We start from the raw sequence: 16,121 nt of genomic DNA, 5'->3' as shown, positions 1-16,121 counted from the left end.
GTTTTTTCTCCTTTATTTTGTTAAATCATTAATTTCCAAATCTATATACTGAACTACATTGCTTAAATGCAATTCATTTCTCGACCATGAATCATATTTTTCAAATAATACACCTATGTGATGATTTGGCAATTCTGTAATCGCAGAATAGGCATAACCATACGAAGGCAAATCAATGTCATAGTGGTATTTCCAATCAATACTATCATCTTCTTCATTGACTAAACCGACAACTAATTGACCTCCCTTACGGCCATTTTTAGAATTTGGTGTACTCAAAATGACTGCTTCTTTTCCATCAATTAATTGAGAGTATTTAATTGCAGATACTTGTGTACCATATGAAGTTTGTTGAATTCCATCGATATACGAAACTTCTGACCATGTTTCTCCAGAATCTCTACTAGTCATATAGGCAATCTTACCTGTAGTAGTTCTAAAGAATGTTCTAATCACACCATCTCTCATTTCAACCATTTGCGCTTCTGCTGTCGCATTCTTAAACGGAATTGAAGCTGAGGATTTCTTCCATGTTTGACCACTATCATCAGAAATGAGATAAGTTAGTTCACCACTGGTATATGTTGCAAAAATTAATCTGTTACTTGATTTTAATGCTAAACCTTGTCCGGGACATAAGTAAGTTCCATTATGTTTTTCTCCTAAGAACGGAGGCAATAACTTAAATTGTTCCCAACTCTCTCCTCTATTCTGACTAGTTGTCATTGCTATATAATTAGTAGGAGTTACCTTAAATAACGAATCTTTGTAGAAAACATTCATAGGAACCTGTTTTCCATTATGCCTTTCTCTTAGAGAGCCACTATCAAAATCAACCGAATATTGTTCGACTGTTAAAGACTTTCCTCCCTCCAAAACTTCATACTTATCATTTATAGTATAATTTGTAGGTTTATTAGTTGTTTCATCATAAACGACACCATTTTCTCTAACTGTATAACGGAAATCATTATCTCCATCCTTCTTTAGTTTTAAATAATAATGACCGTTTATTTCTTTAAAACCTGAATCAGCTTTATTTGCATTATTATTTCCAATACCAGCAGGCATAACATCAGCTAATAATATCGTTTTCCCAGATTTTTTATCTTCAACAATGGATGAATCTATAAATGAAGCACTTCCACTAATTTGGCTATTCTTTAATTTATTATCTCGTGGCCAGTAAACCAACTGCTCCTCATAGTCATTAAACTTCATAGCAAAAGTTGGCTCACTCCACGTTTTCCCATTATCATCACTATAAGAAGTCGCGATATTAATCTTACTTTTAGAATCATGAGTTCCGCCATAACGTGCATCAATACTTGATAGAACTCTTCCACTGCTTAATGTATACAATGTCGGTATTCTAAAATAGTTAGCTTGAGTAGAATCTCCTGATTGGAAAATTAACTGAAATGGATTTGACAAGGGAATAGTTGAAACTTCCTGATCACTAATTGCTTTATTAAATAGACTGATTTCATCAATACTTCCTTTTGCGAGGTAATGATCCTTGCCTTCACGATTAACAGATCCTAGTGTTGCCTTATCTATACCATTTATATTTGAAATTGGCAAAAATGTATCAACTGTTTCAGAGAACACTTCTATCCCATTAACATACATTGTGTATGTTTTATCTTTAGAATCAGATACAAATACTAGTGTATTTTCAACTGCCTGTCCTTTATGCTTTCCCCATAATGAAGCTGGTCTAGAAAATAAATAATTTATTCCCTTTTGGGCGTCTCTTATTTCTACGCCTATCTCACCAGAATCTCTCATGAAAATTGAAAAGTAATTATTTTTAAAGCCTGCTTTACTATTAGATAGGCCAAACAAAGCTTGAAGCGAGTTTGGTTTATCTGCTTTAAATTTCATTACTACTGTCTGACTCTCTCCAGACAATTTATCTAATAACAAAGGGCTGATATCTATACTCTTATTGTTCAGTTGATATGAACTTCCTTGAAAAATAGGAGATATGGACAGTTGACTATAGTTTAATTCATTCGCATGAATCAAAGTGGGAACTCCCATTAAAAGACTAATGCCTACAACAGAAATTCCTAGTTTTGAATAAAGACCTCTCTTATTCATTTTTTTCCTTCTTTCGTCTACTTCACAGATCCTTCTGACAATCCACTTGCAATCTTATTTTGGATAATTGAGAAGAAAATGATTGATGGAAGAACTACAATAACAGATGCAGCCATCATATCTCCCCAGTCTAAAATTTCTGAACCGTTAAGTGATCGAAGGGCTACTGCTACTGTCATCTTTCCTGTATTGTTAATCAAAATCAAAGCATACAGGAATTCATTCCAAGCATTGATAAATGTATAAATAGCTGTTGCTACAATACCTGGTGCTACAATCGGTAGCACAACTTTATAAAAAGTAACAAATTTATTTGCACCATCAATTCGAGCTGCTTCTTCAATTCCAATTGGAACTGTTTGGAAAAATCCAACTAAGAGCCAAACTGCATATGGAACACTAAAAGATAGATAAACCATCATCAAGCCAAATAAACTATTTGTTAACCCAACTTTAGCAATGGCAATTGAATAGGGAATTGCTAACAGAATTGGTGGGAAAATGTAGGTAATGACGAGTAATCTTGACATGATTGCTCCCAATTTAGGGAAGAATCGAACAATACCATAGGCTGCCATAGCAGAAATAATAATCGCAATAACGGTTGTAGCTAATGCAATGATTAAACTGTTTCGAATGTTATCAATAAAGTGCAAATCGTTGATAACATGAGTGAAATAATCTAATGTAAATTGTTCAGGCCAAAATCGTGTTGGATACTGAGTTAATTCCCCTTTACCCTTGACAGAAGATATGATAATCCATACCAATGGGAAAATTGCAACAATGGTCGCACCAATCAAGAGTACATGTGAGAGAATATCTAAATAAATACCGGATTTCTTCTTCATTATTTTCTACCCTCCTTTTCCCACTTACTGATGATAGCAAAGTAGATAAAGCAAATCGCCACCAAGAAGATAAAGAGCAATACTGTGACTGCTGAAGCACGACCCAACAATTTAGTTCCCCACCCTAGGTTGTAAGCAAAAATTGGAAGCGTCGTTGTGGCATTAGCCGGTCCACCACCAGTAATAAGATAGATGATATCAAAGTTATTAAAGATCCATACAGTTCTCAAAACAACTAGAAGCCCTACAACCACTTTAATATGTGGAAAGACGATAAATTTGAAAACTTGCCAACTTGAAGCACCATCTATCTTAGCAGCCTCAAATTGTTCTTCGGGTACTGTTTGCAAAGCTGAAAGTACATTAACCATAATCATCGGCGCTCCAAACCAAATGTTGATAAACACCAAACATAGGAATGCCCATGTACTATCTGTCAAAAATGCAGGCGTATGTTCCATTAAACCTAATTTTACGATTAGATTAGGTAAATAGCCATAAACCCCGTTTAGAATCCATTGCCAAGAGAAGGCAATAACGATTGTAGGAAATGCCCAAGGAACAATCAATAAGGTCCTATATAATTTCTTGAAGTGGCGTACTCTGTGAAGAGCTAAAGCCAATACAAACCCTACTAAAACTTGACCAACTAATGAGAAAATGGTCCACTTAATTGAATTAAAGAACGCATTAAAGAAGTTGGGATCTGATAGCACAGCTTTATAGTTAGCTAAACCAACAAATTTATAATTGGGCATAATCAAATGCTTATTGGTAAAGCTATAAAAAATACTCGAGAAAAACGGATAAACAAAGAGTAATCCTACGATAATCATAGCTGGCAAAACAAATATCCAGCGAGTTAAATTACGTTCTTTAACCATTCTCCTTCTCCCTTCTTTTACAAGATTGGGCTAGGGCTTTTCAGCTCACTAGCCCACCTATTTTCTAGTCTTTTACATCTACTGAGCAGCCTCAAATAAATCGTTTAATTGTTTTTCTGCTTCTTTTGCTGCTTTCATAGGATCTGTTCCATTTGAAATGATATCTTGGAACATTTGTTCAATAATGTGTTGGTTAGTCAACATACCAGCTTGTACACTTGGTCCATTTTCATAACCAATAGCAGTACCTTTTTTAACAGCTTCAGTAATTACTTCTTCAGCATGTTTAAATTTCTTACGAGTTTCATTTTCTTTATAGGCTGCAGAATCGCTAATCCCCTTAATAGTTGGCAACATACCTACTGGAGTTGAATCAAGGAATTTAACGTAGTCTTCTTCATTATAAAGTGATTCTAAGAATGCTTTAGCAACTTCTGGATGTTTTGAATTTTTCCAAACAACCATTGGAATGTTTGAGGTTTCAATTCCTTGGTCTTTATCAGATTCTTTGATTTTTGGAATAGGATAAGCATCAATCGAATCAATCAATTGAGGACTGTTGGCATTAATTCCTCCAATATGGAAGCCAGAGTTAAAGTCAAATGCTGTTTTTCCTTGATAGAACAAGGTAGCTTGTTGAAGGACATTAAAGTTCAAAGAATCTTGAGGTGAGATTTCTTTATACATTTTAACCCAGTATTTAATACCATCTTGAGCAAGTTGGCTTGTCAAATCTGCTTTAAGATCTTTTGTTAAGAGGCTTCCTCCACCACTACGTACGTAGAAGTTCAAGAAACGTGTTGCCATTAAGTCATTTGTTCCGAACGGAACAGACAAGCCATAAACTCCAGCTTCTTTCAATTTTTTAGAAGCTTCATAGAGTTGATCCCAAGTTTTAGGAACCTCAATATTATGTTCTTTTAACAAATCAGTTCTAACCCACATAACTTGTGCATGTGAATAAAGAGGAACAGAGTAGTAATCATCTCCGATTTTTGCTTCACTTAAGGCAGTTTCGTTAAATTTATCCTGTCCAATACGCTTGATAGAATCATTTAGCGGAACCAAAGCATCTGAGTTGACCATTTCCATTACTTGGTTAGGGAGAGCTGTACTGATATCTGGCACATTCCCATTTGCTAAACCTGTAGTCCATTTAGTATAGAAGTCATTCCAAGAGAATGTTTCAATCTTGATTTTCGTTTTTGGATGCTTTTGCATGAAAGCATCTGCTGATTTTTGAATACTTTCTAAACGTGGTCCTTGAGTAAAGGAGTGCCACATTGTAATCTCACCAGATAATTCTGTCGGTGGTTCAGTACTAGTTGTAGCTTCTTTTTTTCCTGAACAAGCTACCAAGGCAACGGCTGCTAGCGCAACTCCAGCTAAACATAAAAACTTTCTCATTTTTTTCATTGTTCTTCCCTTTCTACATTAAGAAATCGCAACTTTAAAGACAACTTTTTTCACAGGTTCATCATTTATACGAACCTTGGGTTGATGTAAATCTTCTGGAAAAGTGATAAGGCATTCGCCAGCTCTCAAATGAACTAACTGTTCCACTTTCCCTGTGTATAATTCAATATCTTTCTCATCATCATATTCTTGAGTAACGCTTACATTTTCTGGCGACGTAACAGCCATGGCTTCTTCGTTTTCCAAAACTAAATGAATATCCAAATATTTTTGGTGAGTTTCAAAGAAGGCTCCTGCTTGACCGTCTGCTAGATAAGTAAAGCAATTCCCAAATAATCGATCACCATCGATATCAATCGGACCTTCTGTTAAATTTTCTAGTCCTGTTTTTTCTAGAAAATCTATTAATGTTTCAAAATGTGGATTTACTTTCACATAAGTTCCTAAACGACTGATTTTAGTAATAATCATACTCAATCCCCCTTTCTTTATTTTTTATTTAAGACCAGCAACGAAGCGTTCTGTAATCTCTTTTGGTCTAGTAATAGCGCCACCAACAACGATGCCTCGCACTCCATATCCCAGGATTTGTTTGGCTTGTTCAGGTGTATGAATTTTTCCTTCTGCAATGACATCCACGTCAGCATCACAGAGTTTTTTGATTAATTCAAAATCGGGATCATCCACCTTTGGACTGTAAGATGTGTATCCTGATAAGGTTGTTCCGACAAAGTCAATTCCTGCTTCAACGGCTGCCAATCCCTCCTCGAAAGCACTTGACTTGTATCAGCCATCAAGAGCTGGTTAGGATATTTTTCCTTAACCTGACGAATGAACTCTTGAATCTCTAAACCATCATAGCGTTCACGCTTGGTACAATCCAGAGCAATGACCTCTATATCAAGTTCTGCCAATTCATCAACTTCTTTCATAGTAGCAGTGATGAAGGGTTCTTGCGGTGGATAATCTCGTTTAATTATCCCAATGATTGGAAGGTTTGTGACCTCCTTGATTTCCTTGATATCGCGAACACTATTGGCTCGGATACCGACTGCTCCACCTTGCTCAGCCGCTTTGACCAGCAAGGGAATGACTCCTCCCGCTTCTGTATAAAGCGGTTCGTGAGGAAGGGCCTGACAAGAAACGATAATCCCATCTTTGATTTGTTCAATCAAGGCTTCTTTAGTAATCTGTGGCATCCTCTCCCCTCCTTTTCCTTGTTCTTATGAGGTCATTATATATCATTTATGAAGCGCTTTCAATACTTTGTGATAGAATAGATTTCAGTTTCAAAAGTATTTTATAGAACAGCTGTTTCTGAAAGTAGTTTCAGATAACATAAATATCCGTATATATAGTCAATTGAAACAAGAATAAGACAAAAGAACCTCGAAAAAAGTATTACAACTCGGTAATACCTTTTTGAGGTGCTTTTTGATATGAGCCCATGTTTTCTCAATAGGATTGTACTCAGGTGAGTAGGGAGGAAGAGGTAAAAGTTTATGCCCAAACTCTTCACACAAGAGTTCTAGCTTACCCATTCTATGGAATCTTGCATTATCCATAATAATAACTGATGGTGTGTTTAATGTTGGTAAGAGAAACTTCTGAAACCAAGCTTCAAAAAAGTCGCTTGTCATTGTTTCTTGGTAAGTCATTGGAGCGATTAACTCACCATTTGTTAACCCTGCAACCAAAGAAATCCTCTGATATCTTCTTCCAGATACTTTACCTCTTATTATCTGACCTTTTAAAGAGCGACCATATTCTCGATAAAAATAAGTATCGAATCCTGTTTCATCAATATAAACAGGTGCTAGGTGCTTTAAACTATTAAAATTCTTAAGAAATAAAGCTACTTTTTCTGGGTCTTGTTCATAGTAGGTGTGGTTCTTTTTTTTCGAGTGTAGCCCATAGCTTTAAGAGCATAGTGGATAGTAGTTGGATGACAATCAAATTCAGCAGCTATTTCAGTCAAATAAGCGTCTGGATTGTCAGTAAGATAGTTTTTCAGTCTATCTCTATCAACCTTTCTTGGTTTTGTTCCTTTTACTTGATGGTTTAGCTCTCCTGTCTTCTCTTTTAGCTTTAACCAGCCATAAATGGTATTACGTGAGATTTGGAAAACGTGTGATGCTTCTGTTATACTACTTGTTCGCTCACAATAAGAGAGAACTTTTTTACGAAAATCTATTGAATATGCCATAAGAAGATTATACCACATTGTGTACTATTTTTGGTTCATTTTACTATATTTCTAGAAATTAATTTGACTTTCCTAACCGATTTGTTCACATCTTGTTTCAATCTACTATACAACCAAATGAACTAATAAGAATCACAATAAGCTCATTCATAAATGGTTACCTAAAGAAACTAAGAAAACGACTTCTAAAGAAGTCGCATTCATCGAAAATTGGATTAACAACTATCATAAAAAATGCTTGAACTACAAGTCGCCCAGAGAATTTTTTGTTGCTAACTAACTTGAAATTTAGCGTTTGTATTTGAACGACAAGTCTAACACAGAGATGTTTTCTTATGTCTATAATTAGCTTTTATTTACTCAAGAAGTTCCAATTAAATTTCTTATAAAAAATTGTATAGCGATTTTGACTATTCTCGCTATGTTCATATAAAATTCCGTATTCTCCGTCACCTAAGTCTTGTAATGAATTATATGCAAATTCCCCACCTTGAATCAGATTATGTTTCAACCAAGTTAACTCGCCATTCTTTTCAACACGTGCCAAATGAACCAAACCATCTTTTCGTTCACGTCCTGGTCCAGCAGCATTGCTAAGAATAATATACTCTTTCCCATCATGCATAGTATGAATAGCTGACATTTGCACGTAGGCATCTTTCACTTCTGGATAACGTTTGATTGTTTTCTCCCAAGTAACTCCACCATCTTTACTAGTAGCAACCTGAAGATCTCCCGTCAAGCCACGCATGAAGAGTTTGACATCACCATTATTTAATTGAAGAACAGTTGATTCTGTATTTTGAGCACCACTATTATTCATATTAGACGAGTGGATGACACTATTTCCAACAGGTCGATTATCATTTGGGGCTTCTCCAGCATGCCAAGTTGCCCCATGATCATCTGAATAAATTAGACGCGAAGACTGCGAACCACCTAAATGCGAGATACTGTTTGTTGTATAAGCTGGTACCAATATCCGCCCCTTATGCGCACCTGTACGTAATACAATACCTGTTCCAGGACCTGTTCCAAGGAATTTCATCCAATCTTGTCGAATCCCTGGTGTGATATCTTTCGGTGCAGACCATGTTTTACCATCATCATCACTATAAGACATCCATAAATAGCTAGTATTTGCAACTCTAAAAGGATTTTTCGTACTTTGTGCAAAGTAAACATTACCAATTAAATCCTTTCCTTTATACAAATCACCTTTGTCGCTATATCCTAGTTTTTTGGGATTTACTACAACATGATACTCTGTTTTTTGATTTTTAGAATTATAAACTTCACCATTTTCACGAATTGTATAATATCCTTTTTCGCCTGTTTTATATAAAATTTGATAAGTTTTATCCCCTATACGCTCGTATGCTTTTTCAGGTTTAGCAGGCATACCGAATACTGCTTTTCCTTCTGGGAACATATCATAAACCGAAAAGATTCTCTTAGTTTCCGGATCTTGAACTAATACCATATCAATATTTAATGGCGATGGAGCAGTTTTGTCTTTGGCATCTGGATTATCACGAAGATTAGAAATTGTTATTCTATCTCCCCACGTCTCTCCTCCGTCCTGACTTCGACGAACTACCATACCAATATCTCCCCAATCTGCGAATTGTAAACGTCTTTCATCCGCTCCGGCAATTAATGTGCCTTTATCTGTTTTTAGCAGTGCTGGAATTCGGTAAGTATTAATTCCATCCTTATTCAATCCACCATTTACACCACTTACAAAAACTTCCTTCTTCTCTGTAATTTTTGCACTTTCCGATGATTTCACTTCTAAATCCGCTATAGGTCCTGATACAGATGTTCTACTTTCTAAAGTAGTTTCAACCTTATTTGCATCAATATTAGTAGTGGTTTCTTGTGCTAATACTGGTGAAATACCAGACAAGACCGAGCCGATAACTATAGAAGCAACTCCGATAGTAAATTTTCTAATACCATATCGGTTTTTACGATTAATAAAACTCTGATTCATATAACTCCTCCGACGCTTTTGCTAAGCGCTTTTTTAAAATTTTTGAATTAGTTAAAAAGTTAGCACTGGAAAGCAATTCAACTAATACGATTGCTTATTCTTGATTAATCTATGACTCTCTAAAAGTAATTATTTTATTTCCTAAAAATCTAGATTTCCCTTTATTATACAATAAAACAATATATTTTTCTACATTAATCTACAATAGATTCTATTTTCAGAAATATTTTTATACTTCTATCTTCTTTAAACGTACTTTCGACTTCTATAACAAAAAGAGAAATAATATATTCTCCAATGTCATTAAGTTAGGACTAGACTTTCTCCTTCAATAAAGAGTGTAAACGATAACTCCTGAGCCTTTTGTTCCATATTTTTCTCTTTTCGCTTTACAATTAGCTTGAACACCTTTACTGTATCGCGTTTAGAATTTTTTGAGTATAACCTTCGACGCGCACCCACATAGCGAATGGTTTATTTTAGATTAACATAAAAGTTCAAAGAACTACTGAAGAAAAATTATCTATCTTTTCGCTTATAAGAAATCATTGCTCCAAGAAACACTCCTACAAAACCAAACAAGATTGTTAGTAATGAAACAGACTCACCTGTATCTGGTAACTTAGCCTGTTCGTTATTACTTACTTTATTCTCTAATCGATTAGATTCAGAGTTTCCATTTGTAGATAACAATTTAGATGACAGTGAAACTTCCTCAGCCTTGTTATCTTCTGTAGGATTTTTAAATGGTGGATTGTCGATAGAGAATCGGAAAGTCATCGCATAAATACTAGAATTGCTAATCTCAAAAATAATCTTTCCATCTTTTTGTTCGAATTCAATAGTGTGTAGTTTTCCTTCTGGATCTACAGCATAAACATTCTCAACAGACTGATCCATAGCAAAAGTAACTAGGACTTTTCCGTTAGGCTGAACAGTTCTAGCAGCTGTATCCTTTAATTGAATATCAAATGCTTTGTAGTTTAATGAACTTAGATCACTAACTTGAACTTCTTGAATTTGAATACCTATCACATTTTTCAATACTTCTTCTGAAGCTTGAATTTGAATACTTCCTGTTTCATTTTTTAAAATACGTTGTGAACTAGCAATTCCTGTGATAACGTGCTTAGTTTCTGCTTCATCCTTACTGTCTTTATTATTTACTTGTTTATCAGTAGATTTCACTACTGAACTTCCTTCTCCTGCTGTAGATAATACTTCTGTATAATTTTCTACATCATACACAACACTAGTTACTGCATTCACTCCGCCTGTGAAGTCTGGAAGGTGATGAATCTCAGCATCCGCACCATTCACGCCACCTTTAAACTCTGGCTTAGCTACTGTAGGAGCTGGAGAATTACCTAATGTGGATAGGAAGCCACTATACTCTGGAACTTCTGTAACGAGGGATTCACTTCCATTGACTCCACCTGTGAAGTCATGCTGTTCAACTGTTGGGACCGGTTCTTCTCCTGAGCTTGATAATGCACCCGTATACTCTGGGATTTCTAGTATCGGAGATTTAGTGAAAGGAACTCCACCTGTAAAATCTGGCTTATCTACTATAGGGGCTGGAGTGTCTCCTAATGTGGAGAGAACACCGCTATACTCTGGAACTTCTGTAACAAGTGAGTCGCCTCCGTTAACTCCGCCTGTAAAGTCATGATGTTCAACTGTTGGAACCGGTTCTTCTCCTGAGCTTGATAACGTATCACCCATATACTCTGGCTTAGCTACGGTAGGAGCTGGAGTGTCTCCTAATGTGGAGAGAACACCGCTATACTCTGGAACTTCTGTAACAAGTGAGTCGCCCCCATTCACGCCACCTTTAAACTCTGGCTTAGCTACTATAGGGGCTGGAGTGTCTCCTAATGTGGATAGAACACCGCTATACTCTGGAACTTCTGTAACAAGTGAGTCGCCTCCGTTAACTCCTCCTTTAAACTCTGGCTTATCTACTGTAGGAGCTGCAAAGTCACCAGATGTACCTAAAATACCAGAATCTTCTTTTCCACTATCTTTTTTTGGATCTAATTTCCCTGCTAAATCCTTATCCGAATCCTTCTTAGAAGGTTCCACTTCTTTATCTTCCACATAGACAGGATCTTTTGGTTGACCCTCAATATAAGAACGAACCCAATCCAGCTGCTCTTTTGATAAAACCAAACCACCACTGCGGCTTCCTACAACACCATTTTGGTGAACGCCAATTAAAGCACCTTTATCATTATAAAGACCACCACCAGACGCTCCAGGTTTCGTACCTCCATAGCTAATTCCCTCTATTCCAGAACCGAAGTCTGTAGTTCCTACTACTTTGCTATCTAAAACTGGACTTAGCTTGTTATCTGGAAAACCATAGACCGAAACTGAATCCCCCTCTGCAACTTTCGAAGATTGTTTTACAACCTCTACAGGAGTTACTCCTTTTACTGCTTCTTTTAACCGAACCAAAGCTAAGTCATTTTTAAATCCAAATACTGAATCTTTCTTATTCCAATAAACAATATCATCATCTGAAAAATTCACAGACAACCCATTCGGTAAAGTTGCTTTATATACTGTATTGGTGCGACCAGACTTAGTAACTACCTCAGAACCTTTAACTGTTAAGAAATTATGAGCGACTGTTAACACCAGATTTGGTGCAATTAAAGTACCTGACCCCGACCCATCTGGCGTTTGAATGTGCGTTGTAGCATAAAAATTTTCTGAGCCATTCGGAGCCTGTAACACCTCTTTACTAGGTACAGGTAAGTTCGATTTACCACTCAAATCGACTTTGCCAACTTCCGTTCTTGCAAAATCCGAAGAAGAGGTAGATGGAGGAGTTACCGAATCTACTACCGCTCTTATAATTGTATCACCCAAAGCTAACTTACTGACATATTCATCAGGCCAACTTGTATCACTTGCTAATTTGTTAATTGGCACTCCGTTATAAGATACCACTTTAGCTGTTGGGGAAGTTGCTATTAACTGTTTGAAATCTGGATTTTGTCTTAAATGAAAATTCAAACCACTTCCAACAGGACCCTCCTGAACAACCTTATCTGAAATCAAACGAGTTCCTTTAGTGTCTTCCACTCGAAGTAGAACACGACCTTTTTCTTCACCTTTTACTAAGGTAGCACGACCTTTTTCATCAAAACTATACAAAGCACCGTCAATCTCAGACTCTACATCTTTTAAAGCTATATGATTTTCATCATAGTAGTAACGGTTTGCACCATCTATATACCAACCTTTTATACCATATTTATCAATCATAGAACGAATCCAAGCCTTGTGCTTGTCCGTAAAAATCGTACCACCTCCAATACGCTCACTCTCAGGGGCGCTTGAAGTATTGGTTCCGTGCTGGTGGATACCAACTACCTCTCCCTTATCATTAAACAAAGGAGCGCCTGAAAAACCTCCTAAAGCTGAGGAATGATAAGTGACTGCACCACTCTCTTTATTGATACTGCTCACAGTTGTTGAGACTGAATAAGCCTTACCGTCTTTCAAGCGAGCTTTATTCTCTTCACTTAAATTTGGAGTCGAAAAATCATTAGGGTAGCCGACCATAGAGATGCTATCACCCGTAGAAACCTCTTTATCGCTCAATTCTCTTGGTGAATCTTCTCCACCTGTCATAGCTTCTACAGGCTTTTTAGTAACTACTACCGCTAAGTCATTACCATATTCTTTACCAAAATTCTTCTCATCATACAAATGAATAGAACCCTTTTCAAGAGCTTCCGATACACCAGAAGTAGGTACTTTATTGCTCTTCTCCGTCTCTGAGTTCATCACCACATAACTACGAGCAGACTCCCCACCACGCAATACCGCGGACTTGTCTTCTTGGTTTTTATCATAGTAGTTATGAGCTACTGTTACCATCACATTCGGCGCTACAAAGACACCGCTACCTGATGCGGTTTGTTTTCCACTTGTTCCGCTATCATAAGTGGTATAAGTCATAGCAACACCTTCTGCAGGTTTACTATGAACGTCTACATCTTTAATATCATCTCCACCTTTAATAACATCAGCATAAACGACCCCGCCACCAATAACTGGTAACTCTGGTGCAGCTAAGCCGATCACTGCGGATAGTGTCAAGCAACCAATTAAACCATAAGCTTTGGATTTACGAAATTTTCCCAAACCTTTTAAACATACAAACATACATTACCTCACTTTAACTTTCAAAGTTAATTTATCCAAGTATATTCTTAAAAATAAAATATTACAGTTTCCATTAGCATAACACTCTCTACTTTGATTCTTACAATAAAAATAGCCATAGACTATTTTGCTCCTTTACAAATAATATTTAAGTACTGTATCTCCAAGAATATAGTTTTTGTAAGATATTATCCTAATCAGAAAAACTAAGTTATACATAAAATTATATATAAATGTTCATTTGTAGCGAAACTGTATATTTTCTTATAAATTATAACACATTTCACAGACGCTTTCCAATATCTTGAAAGAACTTATACCAAACTAGATAGCAAATGAATTGTTTTACACCAAGGTCAAGGAAAAACTCATACTCAATGAAAATCAAAGAGCAAACTAGGAAACTAGCCGCAGGTTGCTCAAAACACTGTTTTGAGGTTGTAGATGGAAGCTGACGTGGTTTGAAGAGATTTTCGAAGAGTATGAATTTTAAAGTATATATGAACTAGAATATTTGCTGACTAGACTCTATACAAAAAGAGAGCTACTAGACTCTCTCATTCATCACTTCACATACTTAAAAGGAATCTCACTACCACAGAGCCAGTTGTAGACTTGGTCGTTGACAAAAACATTCATGGCTTCATGAGCATACTCTGGCATGACGCTATAGGCCTTATCGCAGGTGAGACGGTTGTAAATCGCAAACTGGGTTATAGGATAGCAAACATCGTCGTCCAAGCCTGTAATCATCTTAACTTCACCCTTGATACGATGAGCGAGATTTTTCACATCGATATAGGCAAGGGTCGCCATGATTTCCTCCTCAGTTTCATGGAAGGGGTCGTGAAACTTGAAATAACGGAAAAGTTCGTCGTAAGCCTCGCTAGTATTCCCAATCTCAAGCACTCGTCTGAAGTCTGACAAGAAGGGATAGATGGTAACTGTTTTCTGAATTCGAGGATTGAGCGCTGCTGCAACCAAAGCTAAAGCCCCTCCTTGTGAGGCACCATAGCTAGAAAGACGCTTCTCATCTACCTGTGGCAGACTGGCAATAATCTCAACCAACTGGTAAATATCCAGATAAACATCCTTATAAAAGAGATGATCCCGACCTTCCACAGCACCACGGATGATATGCCCCTTAACTGTATTTCCTAGAGGAGAACGCAAGCCGTCTTGTGAGTAACCCGACTGCCCCCGCACATCCATGGAAACAACACCATAACCAGCAACGGTGAAGGCCAGCATGTCAGCCCAGTCCCAGCCACGTCCCATATAACCATGGAAATGGAAGATTAGTGGAACCTTCTCCTCACTTTTTGGAAGAACGACGCGCGCATAGACCTTACCTTCATTGGTTCCTTCAAAGGTTAATTCATAGCACTTGACTTGAGGAATGTGGAAATTTCTTTCCTCCAAGTGGTAGGCTGGAAGAGTTGAAACTTTTTTCACCTCCTCATCCCAGAAAGCATCAAAGTCTTCTGGAACCTCATCACATCCTCTATATGTCTTGATTTCTTCTAACAAAGCTGGATTTTTCATAACATGCTCCTTCATTTTTGTAATCGCTACCACAACTGTAGCATATCTAAGAAAGCAATGCAAGAAAGAAGGGTAAATAGAAAGTGAATTTAGATTTTTTTCTTCAAACCTACTGACTGAAAGTCTAATAAATTGAATCTAGAATAGTACCAATTAACTTCTAAAGTATTTTTAGAAATTAATGTGAATGCCCCAGTTGATTTGTCTACAGTTTATCTCGATATACTATAGTTTCAATGGATATTGAATAGAGAATCACACACCAGAAAGCGAGGTAACATCATGAAAGCAATCGGTACGCAAATATTACAGACAAACCGTTTAATCTTGAGAAGATTTGTGGAGAGTGATGCGGAAGCCATGTTTCAAAATTGGGCTTCGTCTGCTGAGAATCTGGCCTATGTTACTTGGAATCCCCATCCTGATGTTGAGGTCACTCGAAACTCGATCCGAAATTGGATTGTCTTCTATACAAATCCCAACTATTACAAATGGGCTATTTGTCTCAAAGAAAATCCGGAGAAAGTTATAGGAGATATCAGCATCGTTGCAATAGATGAGAACGATTCTTCTTGTGAAATTGGCTATGTGCTAGGAAAGGTATACTGGGGTCATGGTATGATGACGGAGGCCTTGAAAGCTGTCTTGAACTTCTGTTTTACTCAATCAGATTTTCAAAATGTCAGAGCACGATATGCCAGTCTCAATCCAGCTTCAGGTCGTGTCATGGAGAAGGCTGGAATGTCCTATCTCAAGACTATTACCAATGGTGTAGAGAGAAAAGGCTATCTTGCGGACCTTATTTATTATCAGATAAGTAAGAAGGATAGATAAGCTTAACATTTATTGCTTATCCGTTGTTCTTATTTTTTTATTTACTATTTCATTTATCCTTTCTTTTCCGAATAAATAGATAGAGTCAGTGAATCTAGTAA

Annotated in this window: 9 protein-coding genes and 3 pseudogenes; 2 read left to right on the top strand and 10 right to left on the bottom strand. The window is 36.8% G+C overall.

Features of this window, described 5'->3' with window-relative positions:
* Positions 1-12: 12 nt before the first annotated feature.
* From nanB to N8M09_RS08925, 7 genes and pseudogenes are all read right to left on the bottom strand, one after another.
* Entirely contained in the window at positions 13-2,106 is a 2,094-nt protein-coding gene (gene nanB, locus N8M09_RS08955; protein WP_001042183.1) for a neuraminidase NanB, read from the bottom strand.
* 17 nt (positions 2,107-2,123) lie between these two features.
* Entirely contained in the window at positions 2,124-2,957 is an 834-nt protein-coding gene (locus N8M09_RS08950; protein WP_000730332.1) for a carbohydrate ABC transporter permease, read from the bottom strand.
* The gene (locus tag N8M09_RS08945; protein ID WP_000237985.1) at positions 2,957-3,841 is read right to left on the bottom strand and encodes a carbohydrate ABC transporter permease; all 885 of its coding nucleotides are present in this window, start codon (positions 3,839-3,841) and stop codon (positions 2,957-2,959) included. The genes N8M09_RS08950 and N8M09_RS08945 overlap by 1 nt, the downstream gene beginning before the upstream one ends.
* A 78-nt stretch (positions 3,842-3,919) precedes the next feature.
* Positions 3,920-5,257: an ABC transporter substrate-binding protein gene (locus tag N8M09_RS08940; protein ID WP_000738776.1), complete on the bottom strand. Its 1,338-nt coding sequence runs from the start codon at positions 5,255-5,257 to the stop codon at positions 3,920-3,922.
* 18 nt (positions 5,258-5,275) lie between these two features.
* Positions 5,276-5,728, bottom strand: coding sequence for a YhcH/YjgK/YiaL family protein (locus tag N8M09_RS08935; RefSeq protein ID WP_000587483.1), 453 nt, complete (start codon positions 5,726-5,728; stop codon positions 5,276-5,278).
* Between the two features lie 24 nt (positions 5,729-5,752).
* Positions 5,753-6,456 (bottom strand): annotated as a pseudogene (locus N8M09_RS08930) (N-acetylmannosamine-6-phosphate 2-epimerase).
* 159 nt (positions 6,457-6,615) lie between these two features.
* Positions 6,616-7,463 (bottom strand): IS630 family transposase gene (locus tag N8M09_RS08925; protein WP_261064935.1). Its coding sequence is split into 2 segments (ribosomal slippage): positions 6,616-7,145 and positions 7,145-7,463, totalling 849 coding nucleotides; the frame shifts between segments, so codons are not numbered across the junction.
* 121 nt (positions 7,464-7,584) lie between these two features.
* Here N8M09_RS08925 and N8M09_RS08920 point away from each other — a divergent pair.
* A pseudogene (locus N8M09_RS08920) lies at positions 7,585-7,768 on the top strand (IS30 family transposase); the annotation flags it as partial.
* Positions 7,769-7,818: 50 nt separating this feature from the next.
* On the opposite strand, the pseudogene N8M09_RS08915 reads toward N8M09_RS08920, so the two are convergent.
* The 3 genes and pseudogenes from N8M09_RS08915 to N8M09_RS08905 all read right to left on the bottom strand — a co-directional run.
* Positions 7,819-9,447, bottom strand: a pseudogene (locus tag N8M09_RS08915) (exo-alpha-sialidase); the annotation flags it as partial.
* Positions 9,448-9,978: 531 nt separating this feature from the next.
* Positions 9,979-13,641, bottom strand: a complete 3,663-nt coding sequence (locus N8M09_RS08910) for an SIALI-17 repeat-containing surface protein (RefSeq protein WP_261064934.1) — start codon at positions 13,639-13,641, stop codon at positions 9,979-9,981.
* Between the two features lie 564 nt (positions 13,642-14,205).
* Positions 14,206-15,186, bottom strand: coding sequence for an acetylxylan esterase (locus N8M09_RS08905; RefSeq protein ID WP_261064933.1), 981 nt, complete (start codon positions 15,184-15,186; stop codon positions 14,206-14,208).
* A gap of 282 nt (positions 15,187-15,468) precedes the next feature.
* Here N8M09_RS08905 and N8M09_RS08900 point away from each other — a divergent pair, with 282 nt between their 5' ends.
* Positions 15,469-16,020 (top strand): GNAT family N-acetyltransferase, encoded by a 552-nt coding sequence (locus tag N8M09_RS08900; protein ID WP_261064932.1) that lies wholly within the window; start codon positions 15,469-15,471, stop codon positions 16,018-16,020.
* Positions 16,021-16,121: the final 101 nt, after the last annotated feature.

It is taken from the genome of Streptococcus mitis, assembly GCF_946190375.1.
GTDB lineage: Bacteria > Bacillota > Bacilli > Lactobacillales > Streptococcaceae > Streptococcus > Streptococcus mitis_CJ.
Note: the sequence above shows the minus strand (reverse complement) of the source record. Positions and strands in the feature narration are given on the sequence as shown.

Bases quoted from the DNA above. Each gene is read 5' to 3' on its own strand.
- nanB (WP_001042183.1), bottom strand. From the start codon at position 2,106: ATGAATAAGAGAGGTCTTTATTCAAAACTAGGAATTTCTGTTGTAGGC.
- N8M09_RS08950 (WP_000730332.1), bottom strand. From the start codon at position 2,957: ATGAAGAAGAAATCCGGTATTTATTTAGATATTCTCTCACATGTACTC.
- N8M09_RS08935 (WP_000587483.1), bottom strand. From the start codon at position 5,728: ATGATTATTACTAAAATCAGTCGTTTAGGAACTTATGTGAAAGTAAAT.
- N8M09_RS08900 (WP_261064932.1), top strand. From the start codon at position 15,469: ATGAAAGCAATCGGTACGCAAATATTACAGACAAACCGTTTAATCTTG.
- N8M09_RS08945 (WP_000237985.1), bottom strand. From the start codon at position 3,841: ATGGTTAAAGAACGTAATTTAACTCGCTGGATATTTGTTTTGCCAGCT.
- N8M09_RS08910 (WP_261064934.1), bottom strand. From the start codon at position 13,641: ATGTTTGTATGTTTAAAAGGTTTGGGAAAATTTCGTAAATCCAAAGCT.
- N8M09_RS08940 (WP_000738776.1), bottom strand. From the start codon at position 5,257: ATGAAAAAAATGAGAAAGTTTTTATGTTTAGCTGGAGTTGCGCTAGCA.
- N8M09_RS08905 (WP_261064933.1), bottom strand. From the start codon at position 15,186: ATGAAAAATCCAGCTTTGTTAGAAGAAATCAAGACATATAGAGGATGT.